Genomic DNA, 15,107 nt, shown 5'->3' on the forward strand with positions numbered 1-15,107 from the left:
GCGCGTCGGTGAGCTCGCGCGCGATCGTCGCCCGGTAGCTCTCCGGATGACCCGGTTCGAGGCCGACGTACTCGTCGAGGTTGAAGCACCGCACCCGTGCGTACGACGGTCCGACACCGGCGACGTACCGCCGGACCAGCTCGCGATAGGTGGGCAGCGGGGTCGAGCCCGTGGCCAGCCCGAGCACGGAATCGGCGTCGGCCGCGACCACACCCTCGATGACATCCGCGGCCAGTGCCGCGACGTCCTCCGGCGTACCCAGCGGAACGACCTCCATCAGCGCATCTCCCCGTGCAGCAGGTGTCCACCCACCACGGTGGCCGCCACTTCCAGCTCGTCGTCGACGAGCGTCAGGTCGCCGCGGGCGCCAGCGGCGATCGTGCCCCGGGACCGGTCGCCCAGCACCCGCGCCGGCACGGCCGTCGCGGTGGCAACGGCGTGCGCCAGACCGCATCCGGCGGCGCTGCGGAGCACGGCCAGGCACTGCGGCAGGTCCACGGCTGATCCGGCGAGGGTGCCGTCCTCGAGCCGCACCGTGCCACCGCCGACGACGACGTGCTGCTCACCCAGCCGCGTTGGCCCGTCGGGCAGGCCCAGCGCTGCGGTGCAGTCGGTGACGGCGAGGAAGCGGTCCGGGCCGAGGGCCTGCCAGAAGGCCGCGAGGGTCGTGGGATGCAGGTGGTGGCCGTCGGCGATCACTCCTGCGGTCAACCGGGGGTCGGCGAGTGCGGCCGCGATCGGGCCGGGTTCGCGGCCCAGGAACGGCGGCATCGCGTTGCCGAGGTGGGTGACGAGACGGGCGCCCCGGTCCACGGCGGCGAGCACCTGGTCGCTGGTGGCGTCGGTGTGGCCGATCGCCACCAGCACACCGCGAGCGGTGAGGTCCGCGATCACCTCGAGCGCTCCGGGGAACTCCGGCGCGATCGTCACCAGCGCGACTCCGTTCGCACGCGACCATCCCTCGACCAGTTCCGGCGCCGGCACCCGGAGCCAGTGCTCCGGGTGTGCACCCTTGCGCGCGGGCGCCAGCATCGGGCCCTCGAGGTGCAGGCCCAGCGGTACGGCGCCGCGCCACCCGGCGGGCGGACCGGCGGCCAGGACAGCCATCGCCGCTTCGCGTGAGTCGGGTCCGGACGTGATGATCGTCGGCAGGAACGCGGTGACGCCCCACCGGGGCAGCGCGGAGGCGACCTCCCACAGGCGCTCGGGCTCGAGGGTGAGGTCGAGGCCGGCGACCCCGTTGACCTGGAGGTCGATGAGTCCGGGCAGGACGTGCAGCCCGCCGGCGTCGTACGTCGGGAGGGAGCGGGGTCCGTCGTCGACGACGTGGCCGCCGACGATGGCGACCTCGACCGGCTGGCCGGCGGCATCGACGCCCCCGACGATCCTCAGGTCAGCCATCGCTCCTCCCGAGGAGGGCCGCTCCGAGCGCGGCGACGGGGAGGTCCTGCGGGACCAGCCGGACCCGGCCGGCCAGGTCGAGCGAGGCGAGGAACGGCGACCCGGTTGCCTGCTCGGCCAGCGCATGGGCGACAGCGACCCGCAAGCGCTCGCCAACGCCGGCGACGCCGCCACCGAGCACCACGACCTGGGGATCGACGGTCAGCGCGACCAGCCGTACGGCGTCGGCGAGGTGCGCGGCGAAGCGGTCCCTGATCGCCACCGCTGCCGCATCGCCGCTCGCGGCCGCGTCGAAGAGTGCCTGCGCCGGCGGCCGGTCCGTCGAGGGCCAGAGTGCCGCCAGCGCCGAGCCGGACGCCACCGTCTCCAGACAACCCACCTGGCCGCACTCGCACAACGGGCCGGACGGGTCGACCGGGATGTGCCCGATCTCGCCGGCCGCATTGCGCGCCCCGCGGCGCAGGACGCCCCCGAGGACGGCCGCGGCGGCCAGGCCGGTGCCGATGCTGAGGTAGACGAGGTCCTGATGGCCGACCAGAGCCGTCGCGCCCAGGGCCGCGGCATTGGCGTCGTTGTCGAGGACCACCCGCATCCCCGTCACGGCGGCGAGACGGGACCCGAAGGGGAAGCCGTCGTCCACGCCCAGGTTCACGGCGTGCCGCACCGTCCCGTGGTCAGTGTCCACCAGACCGGGGATGCCGACGCCGACGATGCCGTCGAGGGACTCCCCCGACGCCACCCGGAGCCGGGAGACGACCTCGGCTGCGGCAGCCACGACGTTGTCACCCCCGGCAGGGCTGCCGGCCCGCACCTCGGCGACGACGCGACCGTCCGGTGACGCCACCACTCCGAGGATCTTGGTGGCCCCGATGTCCAACCCCACGAGCAGCCCGCTCACCGCGTCCAACCTGCCTTCTCCAGTAGTTCCTCGACGGCCGTGATCGACGGTCGACTGTTGCCGCGGGTGCAGATCCGGGCGTGCGGACTCGAGGTCCAACCAGTGCGGGGGCCCGGCCAGCCCCACTCCACGACCACCGCCGGACCGGACACGGCGGCGAGCATCGCCGCCACACCAGGTCGTCGATGCGCATCCCGGACCTGTACGACGACCGGCCCGTCCGGCACCGCGTCGCCCTCGGCCACGACGAGATCGGCGACCACGCCCCAGCGCCCTTCACCCACCGCGATGTTGGCCTCGGACGCGATGCTCACGATCCGTGCGCCACCCAGGTCGGGCAGGGTGCCCTCGACGACGAGCGCCGCCCGCGCCGCCGCAACGAAGTCCGTCTGCTCGAACGGGTCGAACGGGTCGGGCAGGCGGGGCGGGTCGGCCGCCCGGGAACCGCGCGGCAGGTCGGCCACCCGCGCAGCCGCTTCGGCGAGCCGGCCCAGCGGCAGCTGCCCGCTCCGGACCGCCTCCTCGATGGCGGCCTGGACCTCGCGCACCAGGGACGGATCCTTGTCCGATCCCAGGCACAACAGGTCGGCGCCGGCCGCGAGCGCGAGCACCGCCGCCGCGGGAATCCCTCGGCCGGCCGAGGCTCCGGCCATGTCCAGCGCGTCACTGACGACCACGCCGTCGTACTCCAGCTCGCTGCGGAGCAGCGAAAGGATCGGCTCGCTCATCGTGGCCGGCAGGTCGGGGTCGAGCGCCGGCACCATCAGGTGCGAGGTCATCACCGCTGCGGTGCCCGCCGCGACGGCGGCGGCAAAGGGCACCAGCTCGCGCTGGCGAACGGTGGCGGCCGAGGCGTCGAGCACCGGGAGCGTCAGGTGGCTGTCCTGCGCGGTGTCACCGTGGCCGGGGAAGTGCTTCACACAGGCCGCGACGCCGGTCGCCTGCAGACCGGCCAGCCAGGCAGCGACGTGCCTCCCGACGAGGGCCGGATCGGCACCGAAGCTGCGGGTGCCGATGACCGGGTTGTCCGGATTGCTGTTGACGTCGGCGACTGGACCCAGCACGAGGTCGACACCGAGCGCGGCCAGCTCCTGGCCGACGGCGACGCCGACCGCTTCGGTCAGCGCGAGGTCGTCCACCGCTCCGAGGACCGCAGGCCCGGGGACCGGGCTCGCGTCGCCCACGTGCAGCCGGGTGACGTCTCCGCCCTCCTCGTCGATCGCGACGAGAGCTCCCGCACGATGGGCGCGGATCGAGGCAATGAGAGCGACGGCATCGGCCCCGGCGCCGGTCAGGTTGGAGCCGAACAGGCAGATCCCGCCCAGTCCCTCGTCGAGGAGGCGCGCCCACTCCGCCGGGAGCACCGGTCCGTGGAACGACGCCAGCTGCACCTGGAGCGCGAGCGCGGCCACCTGGTCGCTCATCCCTTGACCCCGCCCGCCGTCATGCCCGACACGACCCGCCGCTGCACGACCAGGAAGAAGACGATCACCGGAATCGTGATCAGTGTCGAGGACGCCATGATCGCGCCCCAGTCGACACCACGGCTGCGGTCGTCGGTGAAGGCGACCAGCCACACCGGCAGGGTCTCCTTCGACGGGTCGGTCATCACCACGACGGCGAGGGTGAACTCGTTCCAGGCCTGGATGAAGCCGAAGACCCCGGTCGCCACCAGGCCCGGTGCGAGCAGAGGCAGCGTGACCCGGAAGAACGCTCCAGTCCGCGAGCAGCCGTCCATCATGGCGGCTTCCTCGAGCTCGCGCGGCACCCCGTCGACGAACCCGCGCAAGGTCCACACCGTGAACGGCAGCACGCTGGCGACATACACGAGGGTCAGGCCGATGACCGAGTTGAGCAGGCCCATGCCGTCGAGCATCTTGTACTGGCTGATGAACAGCGCCTCGGCCGGGATCATCTGGATGACCAGCAGCGCGAGGATGAACGAGCGCCGCCCCCGGAAGCGGAACCGGCTCACCGCCACGGCCGCCAGGAAGGCGAAGATCAACGCGACGGCCACGGTCAGCAGGGTGACGCTGAGGCTGGTCACCAGCGCGTTCGTGAAGTCGTTGTCGCCCAGGACGCGCTGGTAGTTGTCGAGGGTGCCGTGCGTCGGCACGATCTCGGGATCCTCGCCCTTGATCCGGTTGCGCGGCAGGAACGAGCGGCTCACCATCCAGTAGACCGGGAACACGCACGCGAGGAAGACCAGTACGCCGATCAGGTCGGCGCCGATCCGGACGGGGAGCGGGGTCTTGCGGCTCACGACTCGTCCTCCGCCTTGAGCATCAGGCGCACGTACGGCGCGGTGAGGACCACGGTCAGGACGAGCATGAACATCGCGGCCGCCGCTGCCATCCCGAAGTCGCCGCCCTTGATGCCGAGAGTGTGGATGTAGGTGCCGAGCAGGTTCGTGTCCTTGGCGATCCCGCCGGCCCGCTGGAGGGTGTAGATCTGCGTGAACACCCGGAGGTCCCAGATCACCTGGAGCAGCACGACGACGAGCAGCACCGGCCGGATCGACGGGAAGACCACGTGCACGAAGCGTTGCCACACGCCCGCGCCGTCGATCTGGGCGGCCTCGACCACGTCCTCGGGGACCTGGGTCAGGGCGGCGTACAGGGTGAAGGCCACGAAGGGGACGCTCATCCAGACCACGATGATGGTGGCGACCAGGAAGAACGACCACGGATCGAGCAGCCAGCCGTGCCGGTGGAAGTCGCCGCCGGCCTTGGTGAGCAGCCAGTTCACGACCCCGTAGTCGGTGTCGAAGAGGAACTGCCACACCGTCATCGCCGCGACCACGGGCATCGCCCAGGCCAGCATCAGCCCGCACTGGGTCACGACCCGCACGAACCGGCTCATCCGGGTCATCAGCAGCGCGAGGCCGAGCCCGATGGCAAAGGTCAGGCCCGCGTTGACGAAGCAGAAGGCGACGGTCCGCAGGACGACGGCCCACAGCTCACCGTCGGTGAGCAGCTCGCGGTAGTTGGCGAAGCCCGCCCACACCGGCGCCTGGCCGAACTGCTGCGCCAGCCCGAACTCCTGGAGGGACAGGACCACCTGGCGCACCAGCGGATAGCCGAGGGCCAGGCCGAGGGCGATGGTGGCCGGGACGACCAGCCCGTAGGGCAGCGGCGATCGGCGTGCGGTGGATGCCACGGGCTCCTCCTCTCGAGGACGGCGTGTCAGGACGGCGTGTCAGGACGGTACGACGTCCGGCCGGCCATGGGGACCGGCCGGACGTCGTGCGAGGGGTCGAGCTAGTTGAGTTCGGCGGTGATCTCGTCGTCGGCCTCGGCCGCGAGCTCCTTCACGTCGCCGCCCTGGGCGATCTCGCTGAACAGGTCCTCGAGGATGAACTTGCCCTCGACGGTGGCCCACGCGGCTGCCGCCGGCGTCAGCTTGGCGTTGGACGCAGCAGCGACCGTGGCCTGGGCGAACTCGTCGTCGCCGAGCTTGCTCGCGAACGACTGCCGGGCCGGCGTCAGGCCTGCCTCGGCGAGGATCGTCTGGTACTCATCGCTGAGCATCAGCGCGACGACCTTGCGGGAGAGGTCCTGGTTCGGCGACTTCGCCGACACGGCGATGTCCGAGCCGCCGAGCAGCACCGGCGCGGGCTCACCGTCGGTGCCTGGAAGCGCGAAGACACCGACCTGTTCGGCGAGCTTCGGGCATCCGCTCTTGGGGTCCGTCAGCATGCCGTACACCCAGCCGGGTCGCGACATCATCCCGATCTTGCCCGCGCAGAAGGGCGTCACCGGGTCCGCCTCGTTGGCGTCGGCCGGAGCCCCGGATGCCGACTTGTACAGGTCCTGGAAGGCCTGCAGTCCGGCGATCGACTCGCTCGAGGAGAGCGTGCCCTTCCAGCCGTCACCGTCGGGCTCGGCGAACTCGCCGCCGGCATCCCACAGGAGCGCGGCACCGTCACGCCAGTCCTTGCCCGGCAGCCAGTAGCCGGAGAAGTCGGCCTTGCCGCTCTCCGCCTTGAGCTTGGCGGCCGCGTCGACGAACTCCTCCATCGTGGTGGGGACGCCGTCGACGCCCGCCTGCTCGAACAGGTCCTTGCGGTAGAAGACGTACGTCGATCCCGCGTAGTACGGCACGGCGAACGTCTTGCCGTCGACCGTGGCGCCGTCGACGAAGCCGGTCAGCAGGTCGTCGCCGCCGAGGTCGGCCAGGTCGTCGCTGAGATCACTGAATGCACCGACCGTCGTGAACGTCGGCGCCTGGGTGTTGCCGACCTCGACCACGTCCGGCGTCTGGTCGGCAGAGGTGAGCGCGGTGGTGAGCCGCTCGACGAGGCCCTCCCATTCCTGCTGCTCGATGGTGAGGGTCGACCCGGGGTTCTGGTCCTCGAAGGTCGTCTTGAGCCAGTCCCGCGCCGCCTGGGGGGTGTCGGCGCCGTTGAGCCAGACGACGAGGTCGGCCTCGGTCGGGCCGCCGCCGGACGACTTGTCGTCGTCGGAGCCGCATGCGCTGGTCACGGCCAGCAGGACGGCCGTGGCCGCGACTGCCAGAGTCTTCTGAATTCGCACCGCTAGTTCCCTTCGATTCTCACTACTGGACGCGGCCCCGGTGGGACCGCGCGGACGCTGCTGGCTGGACGCACGCGATGGCGCTGTCGCCCTGTCACGACACCCCCAGCTCTCCCGAGAGCACGACGCCGGTGGCGCCGACGAGGACGCCGTCGTCGCCGAGGGTCGAGACCCGGACGGCGAAACCGGCGGAGGAGACCGGCATGACCCGGTCCCGGATGGCGGCCTCGGCCTCGCGGGCCAGTGGCTCGACCAGGTCGGCGGGTCCGCTGAGCACGACCTCGCCGAGGTTCAGGGTGGCCACGACAGGAGCCAGGGCCTGTCCCAGCCTCCGGCCGGCGTCCCGCAGGACGGCCTCGGGGTCGCCCGCCCCGATCCGTCGACGCAGCCGCGGCACGGCGACGAAGGTCTCCAGGCAACCGGGCCGGCCGCAGGCACAGATCTCGCCGTCGGGGTCGACCTGGACGTGGCCGATCTCGCCGGCCGCGCCCCCGTTGCCGTGGAGCACGGTCCCGCCGAGGACGAGGCCGGCACCCACACCGGTGCTGAGCCGGAGCAGGAGCAATCCGCCCTCGCCACCCCCGCCGAAGGTGTACTCCCCCGTCACGGCGGTGTTGGCGTCGTTGGCGACGTAGACCGGCTGGTCGAGGGTGGCACCGAGCGACTCCGCGAGGGGGACGTCGTGCCAGCCGAGGTTGGGGGCGTCGAGGACGACACCGTCCGGGCTGACCACGCCGGGCGTGGCCACGGCGACGCCGAGCAGCGGGCGGGTGCTGCGGGAGACGAGATCGGCGGTGAACTCCTCCACCAGCTCGAGTGCGTCCGCGCCCCGACGTCCCTCGAGCGGGCGCCCGTCGCGGACGACGACTTCGCCCACCAGGTTCAGGATCGCGCCGACGACCTGGTCGTCGACCGACAGGTCGATGGCCACGACGTGCTTGGCGTCGGGGACCAGCCCGACCAGTGTCGGCGGCTTGCCCACGCGGATCTCGACCGGTGCACCGAGCTCGGTGAGCAGCCCCTCGGCGATCAGCTCGGCCACGAGCTCCGACACGGTGACGCGCGTCAGGCCACTGCTGCGCGCGAGGTCGGCACGGCTGGCCGGACCCTGTGCGAAGAGCTCCTGGAGGAGCATCGCGCGGTGGTGGCGACGGGAGTCTGCTCGCCGGAGCTTGATCCGGTCACGGGGGGCCCGATCCGTCGGGGTTCGCCAGGACATGTTTGTTAGTTCACCATACGAACATATAAGGTGCAAGCATTCCGAGCGATCCACGTCACATTTCACCTAGCAGGAGCAGCGATGGCCGGCATCACCTTCGAAGCAGCACAGCGGTGGTACGACGGCGCCGACGCCCCCGCCGTACCCGGGATCGATCTCGTGGTCGAGGACGGCGAGTTCCTCGTCCTCGTCGGGCCGTCCGGTTGCGGGAAGACCACCACCCTGCGCATGCTCGCGGGCCTGGAGGAGGTCGACGCGGGCCGGATCCTGATCGGCGACCGGGACGTCACGCGCCTGGCCCCGAAGGACCGCGACATCGCGATGGTGTTCCAGAGCTACGCCCTCTACCCCCACAAGTCGGTCCGCGAGAACCTCGGCTTCGCCCTCAAGATGGCCGGCGTCGACCGCGAGGAGAGGGAGCGCCGGGTCGACGACGTGGCCGCCCTCCTCGGCCTGACCGAGCTGCTCGACAGGAAACCGAGGGCCCTGTCGGGTGGTCAGCGGCAGCGCGTCGCCATGGGCCGGGCGATCGTGCGCGAGCCCCAGGTGTTCTGCATGGACGAGCCGTTGTCCAACCTCGACGCCAAGATGCGGGTCCAGACCCGCAGCGACATCGCCCGCCTCCAGCGCGAGCTCGGGGTCACCACCGTCTACGTCACCCACGACCAGGTGGAAGCGATGACCATGGGCGACCGGGTCGCGGTCATGAACGCCGGCGAGATCCAGCAGATCGACGCCCCTCTCGCCCTCTACGACCGCCCGGCCAACCTCTTCGTCGCGAGCTTCATCGGATCACCGCAGATGAACCTGCTCGAGGCTCGGGTCGACGACGGCCAGGTGTTCCTCGGGAGCCACCGCCTCTCCCTCGATGCGGCGACGAGCAGCGGGCTCACCGATGCAGTGACGATCGGCGTCCGCCCGGAGGGCTGGCAGTTGGTGTCCGCCGGCGACGGCATCCCCCTGAAGGTGCACCTCGTCGAAGAACTCGGCTCCGAGGGCTTCGCCCACGGCACGGCCGACCTCGGCGACCGCGAAGTGGCGCTCGCCGTACGCCTGCCGTCGCGGGGCCACGTCGGGCCGGACGACACCGTGCACCTGGCCGTGCCTGCCGGAGCAGCCCACGTCTTCGACACGGCGACAGGTCGCCGGATCGGCCCCTGACCGCCGTTAGCGTGGGGGCGTGAGCACCGTCCGGGAACAGCGGTCCCCCACCCTGTGGGAAGAGGGCCGCCAGCCTGCGCGCGAGCTCATCGCACTCGCCATGGCCCTGCTGCTCACGGTGACCGTGCTCGACCTCGTCCTCAGCGACGGGCTCGGCCTGTTCTACGACCTGGCCTTCGTGACGATCTGCGTCGGCGTGGCCCTGCTGGTCCAGCCGTCCGACTTCTTCCCGGTCGGCGTCCTGCCCCCGCTGGCGATGCTCTTCATCGCGTTGCTGCTCGGCATCAGCGAGCCGGGATCGATCGCCCGCACCGACGACGGCTTCGTCCAGGCGACGGTGTCCGGGCTGTCCGGACATGCCCTCGCCCTGGTCTTCGGGTACGGCGCCTGCCTGGCCCTGCTCGCCGTACGACGGTCGTTCCTGCTCCGCCACCCGCGCTGAGCTGGTCGACGGATCAGGCGAAGCGGTCCGGGTCGCCGGCGCCCCGGCGGATGATCTCGGGCGCGCCCTCGGACCAGTCGACGACCGTGGTCGGCTCGGCCGGGGTCTCGCCGGCCTCGACCACGATGTCGACGTCGTGGTCGAGGTCTTCCTTGATCTCCCAGCCCATGGTGCGGGGCTCGGTCTCCCCCGGAAGGATCAGCGAGCTCGACAGCAACGGCTCACCGAGCAGGTCGAGGATCGCCTGCACGACGGCGTGGTCCGGGATGCGCACGCCCACGGTCTTCTTCTTGGGGTGCAGCAGGCGCCGCGGGACCTCGGGCGTGCCGGGCAGGATGAACGTGTACGGCCCCGGCGTCACGGCGCGGATCGCGCGGAAGGCCGCGTTCTCGACGTGGACCAGCTGGCCGAGCTGGCTGAAGTCGCGGCACACGAGGGTGAAGTGGTGGCGGTCGTCGAGCCCTCGGATCTTGAGGATCCGGTCACGGCCGTCGCGGTTGCCGACCCGGCAGCCCAGGGCGTAGCCCGAGTCGGTCGGGTAGGCGATCAGTGCGTCGTCGTGCAGTGCGTCGACGATCTGCTGGATGGACCGCGGCTGCGGGTTGTCCGGGTGGACGTCGAGATAGCGGGCCATCAGAGCCGTACGGCGGTCTTGGTGCTGCGTCCTGCGGCCTTGAGGTCGCGGTGCAGCTCCTTGGGCAGCGAGAAGGCCAAGGTCTCCTCTGCGGTCTGGACCGCGCGGGCGTCGGGGTAGCCGCGCTCGGCGAGGTAGGCCAGGACCTCGGTCACGAGGTGGTCGGGTACCGAAGCACCGGAGGTCACACTGACGGCGGCGGCACCGTCGAGCCAGGCCTCGTCGAGCTCGGACACGTCGTCGATGCGGTAGGACGCCTTGGCGCCGGCCTCGAGGGCCACCTCGACCAGGCGCACCGAGTTGGACGAGTTGGCGGAGCCGACGACGATGACCAGGTCGGCAGCGGCACCGATCTCCTTGACGGCGACCTGGCGGTTCTGGGTGGCGTAGCAGATGTCGTCGCTCGGCGGGTCCTCGAGCTGCGGGAACTTCTCGCGCAGCCGCCGGACCGTCTCCATCGTCTCGTCGACGCTCAGCGTCGTCTGCGAGAGCCAGGCCAGCTTGGCGTCGGCGGGGAACTCGAGCCGGTCGACGTCGTCGGGATGCTCGACGAGGACGGTCTGCTCGGGTGCCTCCCCGGCGGTGCCCTCCACCTCCTCGTGCCCAGCGTGTCCGATGAGCAGGATGGTGTAGCCGTCGGCCGCGAATCGAACGGCCTCGCGGTGCACCTTCGTGACCAGCGGACACGTTGCGTCGATGGTCTTCAGGGACCGCTCAGCCGCCTCGTTGACGACGGCGGGCGAGACACCGTGGGCCGAGAAGACGACGGTGGCGCCCGCAGGGACCTCGTCGAGCTCCTCGACGAAGATCGCGCCGCGCGCCTCGAGGTTGGCCACCACGTGCTTGTTGTGGACGATCTGCTTGCGCACGTAGACGGGCGAGCCGTAGAGGTCGAGCGCCTGCTCGACGGTCACGACCGCGCGATCGACACCGGCGCAGTAACCGCGGGGCGCTGCCAGCAGCACCTCGCGCTGGCCGTCCTCGATCAGGCGAGGGGTCCCCAGGTCGATGCTCATGGTCCCAGTCTATCGGCGCCCGGGCAGGCACCCGAATCCGGAAAAATGCACTGGCCCGGCTCGTGTGGAACGAGCCGGGCCAGCCAGGTGTTGCAGATCAGGCCTTCTCGGAGTCCTCGGGGGTCTCCTCGGCAGCCTCGACCTCAGCCTCGACCTCAGTGGTCTCCTCAGCAGCCTCGGGCGCCTCGACCTCAGCGGTCTCCTCGACCTCGACGACCTCTTCGACCGGAGCAGCCTCGACGGCGGGCTCGGCCTTGGGGGCCTTCGGAGCAGACGGCGTGAACGCCTCGGTCACGAGCTCGATCACGGCCATGGGCGCGTTGTCGCCCTGGCGCGGACCGATCTTCGTGATCCGGGTGTAGCCACCCGGACGCTCGGCGAACGTCGGAGCGATGTCCTCGAACAGCGAGTGCACGACACCCTTGTCGCGGATGGTCTTGAGGACCTCGCGACGCTGGTGCAGCGGGTTCTCGCCAGCGTGGGCCTTCTTCGCCTTGGTGATCAGCTTCTCGGCGTAGGGCCGCAGGGTGCGGGCCTTGGCCTCGGTCGTCGTGATCTTGCCGTGCTCGAAGAGAGCGGTGGCGAGGTTCGCGAGGATGAGGCGCTGGTGCGCCGAGCTGCCGCCGAGGCGGGGACCCTTCTTGGGCTTGGGCATTGCTTCTCTCGTTTCTCCCCGGCCGTGTCAGGTACCGGGTGATAGGTCCGGCCGTTTGAGGTACCGGGGTGTTGTCTTGTCTTGCCGCCAAGCAATCTGTGGTCCAGATCTGCTCGACTGCGGTGCGGCAGCGTGTCGCCTGCGGCGAAGCCGCTCGGTGGTCGCCCTCGGGCCGGAGGCCCGGGTGGCGATCACCGATGGCGACACGCTCGCACCATCAACTCAGAACTGCTCGTCCTCGACGAACGACTCGTCGTCGTCATCGTCGCTGTAGTTGGCGAGCGCAGCCGAGGGGTCGAAGCCCGGGGCGCTGTCCTTGAGGGACAGACCCATCTCGTGCAGCTTGGCCTTGACCTCGTCGATGGACTTCGCACCGAAGTTGCGGATGTCCAGCAGGTCCTGCTCCGAGCGGCTGATGAGCTCGCCCACGGTGTGGACGCCCTCGCGCTTGAGGCAGTTGTAGGACCGGACGGTCAGCTGCAGGTCCTCGACCGGGAGGGCGAGGTCAGCGGCGAGCTGCTCGTCCACGGGCGAGGGGCCGATGTCGATGCCCTCGGCCTCGACGTTGAGCTCACGGGCCAGGCCGAAGAGCTCGACCAGCGTCTTGCCGGCCGACGCGATGGCGTCGCGGGGCAGGATGGACGGCTTGGTCTCGACGTCGATGACGAGCTTGTCGAAGTCGGTGCGCTGCTCGACACGGGTGGCCTCGACCTTGTAGGTCACCTTCAGCACGGGGCTGTAGATCGAGTCGACCGGGATCCGGCCGATCTCGTTGTCGGCGCCCTTGTTCTGGACGGCGGAGACGTAGCCGCGGCCACGCTCGACGACGAGCTCGAGCTCGAGCTTGCCGTTGTCGCCCAGGGTCGCCAGCTTCAGCTCCGGGTTGTGGACCTCGACACCGGCCGGGGGCGCGATGTCGGCACCGGTGACGTCACCGGCACCCGACTTGCGGAGGTACATGGTGACGGGCTCGTCGTGCTCCGAGGAGACGACCAGGCCCTTCAGGTTGAGGATGATCTCGGTGAGGTCTTCCTTGACGCCCTCGATGGTCGAGAACTCGTGGAGGACCCCGTCGACCTTGATGCTCGTGACCGAGGCACCGGGGATCGAGGAAAGGAGAGTACGACGCAGCGAGTTGCCGAGCGTGTAGCCGAAGCCGGGCTCGAGGGGCTCGATGACGAAGCGCGACCGGAACTGGTCGACAGTCTCCTCCGACAGGGTGGGGCGCTGTGCGATAAGCACTTGTTTCGTTCCTTTCCGGATCGACCGCTATATGAGGATCCAGATGTGGTGCGGATGGAGAAGGGGACGTGCAACGCATGTTGCCCCGACCCGCGCTCCCGAGGGAGCGACGGGCCGGAGCACGCATGATCACTTCTTGGAGTAGTACTCCACGATGAGCTGTTCCTGAACGGGCAGGTCGATCTGCTCACGGACGGGCACCGAGTGCACCAGGATCCGCATGCGGCTCGGAACGGCCTCGAGCCACGCCGGAACGATCCGCTCGCCGTGGGTCTCGCGGGCCACGATGAACGGCGTCATCTCGAGCGACTTCTCGCGCACGTCGATGATGTCGTACTGGGTGACCTGGAAGGACGGGATGTCGACCTTCTTGCCGTTGACCGTGAAGTGGCCGTGGTTGACCAGCTGGCGGGCGTGACGACGCGTGCGGGCGAAGCCGGCACGGTAGATCACGTTGTCCAGGCGGCACTCGAGCAGCGTGATGAGGTTGTCGCCGGTCTTGCCCTGGCGACGAGCTGCCTCGACGTAGTACTTGTGGAACTGCTTCTCGAGGATGCCGTACGTGTAGCGCGCCTTCTGCTTCTCCTGCAGCTGGTTGCGGTACTCGCTCTCCTTGATCCGCGCGCGGCCGTGCTGGCCGGGAGGGTAAGGACGCTTCTCGAATGCGGCGTCGCCGCCGACGAGGTCCACGCCGAGGCGGCGGGACTTCTTGGTCAGGGGTCCGGTGTAACGGGCCATGTCTCTACGCTCCTAATCTCAGACGCGGCGGCGCTTGGGCGGGCGGCAGCCGTTGTGGGGGGCGGGGGTCACGTCCTGGATGGTGCCGACCTCGAGGCCGATCGCACCCAGCGAGCGAATCGCCGTCTCGCGGCCCGAACCCGGACCCTTGACGAAGACGTCGATCTTCTTCATGCCGTGCTCCATCGCCCGACGGCCAGCGGCTTCAGCAGCCATCTGAGCGGCGTACGGCGTGGACTTGCGCGAGCCCTTGAAGCCGACGGTGCCGGCAGAGGCCCACGAGATGACCGCACCCGTGGGGTCGGTGATCGTGACGATCGTGTTGTTGAACGTGCTCTTGATGTGGGCTTCGCCCTGAGCGACGTTCTTCTTTTCCTTGCGGCGCACCTTCTTGGCGCCCGCGCGAGCCTTGGGAGGCATCTATTTTCTCCTTGTCGAAGCTGGTCTGAGGCAGTGAGATCGCACGAGGCGATCGATCACTTGGCCTTCTTCTTGCCGGCAACCGTGCGCTTCGGGCCCTTGCGGGTACGAGCGTTGGTCTTGGTGCGCTGTCCGCGGACCGGAAGGCCCATGCGGTGACGACGACCCTGGTAGCTGCCGATCTCGATCTTGCGACGAATGTCGGCCTGGACCTCACGACGGAGGTCACCCTCGATCTTGATGCCCGCGGCGTCGATGGCGTCGCGGAGCTTGACCAGCTCTTCATCTCCGAGCTCGTGCACACGGAGGTTGGGGCTGACGCCCGTGACCTCCAGCAGCTGCTGGGAGCGGGTACGGCCAATGCCGTAGATGTAGGTGAGTGCGATCTCGATGCGCTTGTCGCGCGGGAGGTCGACTCCGACGAGGCGTGCCATGAAAGGCGTTCTCCTTGGAATTCACGGTGGTGTGGTCGTGATGCGTCTGGGGGTTCTCCCCCAGCTCCGGCCATCCGCTCCGGAGGTGGTTCGCCGCTGTTGCCAGCGACTAAGCGATCACGTTGATTGAGGTGTATTCAGTTGTGGGTCGCGCTGGGGCTGGCTCAGCCCTGGCGCTGCTTGTGACGCGGGTTCTCGCAGATGACCATGACGCGGCCGTGGCGACGAATCACCTTGCACTTGTCACACATCGGCTTCACGCTCGGGTTGACCTTCATGTCAGCCCTTTCTAGCTAGTGGCGGTAACGGTGA

Annotated in this window: 17 protein-coding genes and 1 pseudogene; 2 read left to right on the forward strand and 16 right to left on the reverse strand. The window is 69.9% G+C overall.

The features are described 5' to 3' along the window. From ACOADB_RS01225 to ACOADB_RS01260, 8 genes and pseudogenes are all read right to left on the reverse strand, one after another. Positions 1-277: pseudogene (locus ACOADB_RS01225) on the reverse strand (glucosamine-6-phosphate deaminase); the annotation flags it as partial. Then, positions 277-1,401 (reverse strand): N-acetylglucosamine-6-phosphate deacetylase, encoded by a 1,125-nt coding sequence (gene nagA, locus ACOADB_RS01230; protein ID WP_378596103.1) that lies wholly within the window; start codon positions 1,399-1,401, stop codon positions 277-279. The pseudogene ACOADB_RS01225 and the gene nagA, both read right to left, overlap by 1 nt. Beyond that, positions 1,394-2,299: an ROK family protein gene (locus ACOADB_RS01235; protein WP_378596104.1), complete on the reverse strand. Its 906-nt coding sequence runs from the start codon at positions 2,297-2,299 to the stop codon at positions 1,394-1,396. The genes nagA and ACOADB_RS01235 overlap by 8 nt, the downstream gene beginning before the upstream one ends. Further along, the gene (locus tag ACOADB_RS01240) at positions 2,296-3,723 is read right to left on the reverse strand and encodes a glycoside hydrolase family 3 N-terminal domain-containing protein (protein WP_378596105.1); all 1,428 of its coding nucleotides are present in this window, start codon (positions 3,721-3,723) and stop codon (positions 2,296-2,298) included. Before ACOADB_RS01240 ends, ACOADB_RS01235 begins: the two co-directional genes overlap by 4 nt. Beyond that, positions 3,720-4,562: a carbohydrate ABC transporter permease gene (locus tag ACOADB_RS01245; protein WP_378596106.1), complete on the reverse strand. Its 843-nt coding sequence runs from the start codon at positions 4,560-4,562 to the stop codon at positions 3,720-3,722. Before ACOADB_RS01245 ends, ACOADB_RS01240 begins: the two co-directional genes overlap by 4 nt. After that, positions 4,559-5,458, reverse strand: coding sequence for a carbohydrate ABC transporter permease (locus ACOADB_RS01250; protein WP_378596107.1), 900 nt, complete (start codon positions 5,456-5,458; stop codon positions 4,559-4,561). The genes ACOADB_RS01245 and ACOADB_RS01250 overlap by 4 nt, the downstream gene beginning before the upstream one ends. A 101-nt stretch (positions 5,459-5,559) precedes the next feature. Beyond that, positions 5,560-6,834, reverse strand: coding sequence for an extracellular solute-binding protein (locus tag ACOADB_RS01255; protein ID WP_378596108.1), 1,275 nt, complete (start codon positions 6,832-6,834; stop codon positions 5,560-5,562). 94 nt (positions 6,835-6,928) lie between these two features. Then, positions 6,929-8,053: an ROK family transcriptional regulator gene (locus tag ACOADB_RS01260; protein ID WP_378596109.1), complete on the reverse strand. Its 1,125-nt coding sequence runs from the start codon at positions 8,051-8,053 to the stop codon at positions 6,929-6,931. 81 nt (positions 8,054-8,134) lie between these two features. Here ACOADB_RS01260 and ACOADB_RS01265 point away from each other — a divergent pair, with 81 nt between their 5' ends. Together ACOADB_RS01265 and ACOADB_RS01270 are read left to right on the forward strand one after the other, a co-directional pair. Then, complete coding sequence (locus ACOADB_RS01265; protein WP_378596110.1) at positions 8,135-9,214, forward strand: ABC transporter ATP-binding protein; 1,080 nt, start codon at positions 8,135-8,137, stop codon at positions 9,212-9,214. 19 nt (positions 9,215-9,233) lie between these two features. Beyond that, positions 9,234-9,656 carry a DUF6542 domain-containing protein gene (locus ACOADB_RS01270; protein WP_378596112.1) on the forward strand — a complete coding sequence of 141 codons (423 nt, stop codon included), beginning with the start codon at positions 9,234-9,236 and terminating at the stop codon, positions 9,654-9,656. Between the two features lie 13 nt (positions 9,657-9,669). On the opposite strand, the gene ACOADB_RS01275 is transcribed toward ACOADB_RS01270, so the two are convergent. The 8 genes from ACOADB_RS01275 to rpmJ all read right to left on the reverse strand — a co-directional run bounded on the left by ACOADB_RS01275 (position 9,670) and on the right by rpmJ (position 15,073). Beyond that, positions 9,670-10,290, reverse strand: a complete 621-nt coding sequence (locus ACOADB_RS01275; RefSeq protein WP_378596113.1) for an L-threonylcarbamoyladenylate synthase — start codon at positions 10,288-10,290, stop codon at positions 9,670-9,672. After that, positions 10,290-11,306, reverse strand: coding sequence for a 4-hydroxy-3-methylbut-2-enyl diphosphate reductase (locus ACOADB_RS01280; RefSeq protein ID WP_378596114.1), 1,017 nt, complete (start codon positions 11,304-11,306; stop codon positions 10,290-10,292). The genes ACOADB_RS01275 and ACOADB_RS01280 overlap by 1 nt, the downstream gene beginning before the upstream one ends. A 97-nt stretch (positions 11,307-11,403) precedes the next feature. Continuing rightward, positions 11,404-11,961, reverse strand: a complete 558-nt coding sequence (rplQ, locus tag ACOADB_RS01285) for a 50S ribosomal protein L17 (RefSeq protein WP_378596115.1) — start codon at positions 11,959-11,961, stop codon at positions 11,404-11,406. A gap of 222 nt (positions 11,962-12,183) precedes the next feature. Continuing rightward, positions 12,184-13,203, reverse strand: a complete 1,020-nt coding sequence (locus tag ACOADB_RS01290; protein WP_378596116.1) for a DNA-directed RNA polymerase subunit alpha — start codon at positions 13,201-13,203, stop codon at positions 12,184-12,186. 129 nt (positions 13,204-13,332) lie between these two features. Beyond that, the gene (rpsD, locus tag ACOADB_RS01295) at positions 13,333-13,941 is read right to left on the reverse strand and encodes a 30S ribosomal protein S4 (protein ID WP_378596117.1); all 609 of its coding nucleotides are present in this window, start codon (positions 13,939-13,941) and stop codon (positions 13,333-13,335) included. Between the two features lie 18 nt (positions 13,942-13,959). Then, on the reverse strand, positions 13,960-14,361 hold the full coding sequence (gene rpsK / locus ACOADB_RS01300) for a 30S ribosomal protein S11 (protein WP_038681087.1): 402 nt from the start codon (positions 14,359-14,361) through the stop codon (positions 13,960-13,962). 56 nt (positions 14,362-14,417) lie between these two features. Then, positions 14,418-14,795, reverse strand: coding sequence for a 30S ribosomal protein S13 (rpsM, locus tag ACOADB_RS01305; RefSeq protein WP_056707962.1), 378 nt, complete (start codon positions 14,793-14,795; stop codon positions 14,418-14,420). A gap of 164 nt (positions 14,796-14,959) precedes the next feature. Further along, positions 14,960-15,073 (reverse strand): 50S ribosomal protein L36, encoded by a 114-nt coding sequence (gene rpmJ / locus ACOADB_RS01310; protein ID WP_056707964.1) that lies wholly within the window; start codon positions 15,071-15,073, stop codon positions 14,960-14,962. Positions 15,074-15,107 lie beyond the last annotated feature (34 nt).

It is taken from the genome of Nocardioides sp. CPCC 206348 (genome assembly GCF_048654705.1).
In the GTDB taxonomy this organism is placed as follows: domain Bacteria; phylum Actinomycetota; class Actinomycetes; order Propionibacteriales; family Nocardioidaceae; genus Nocardioides.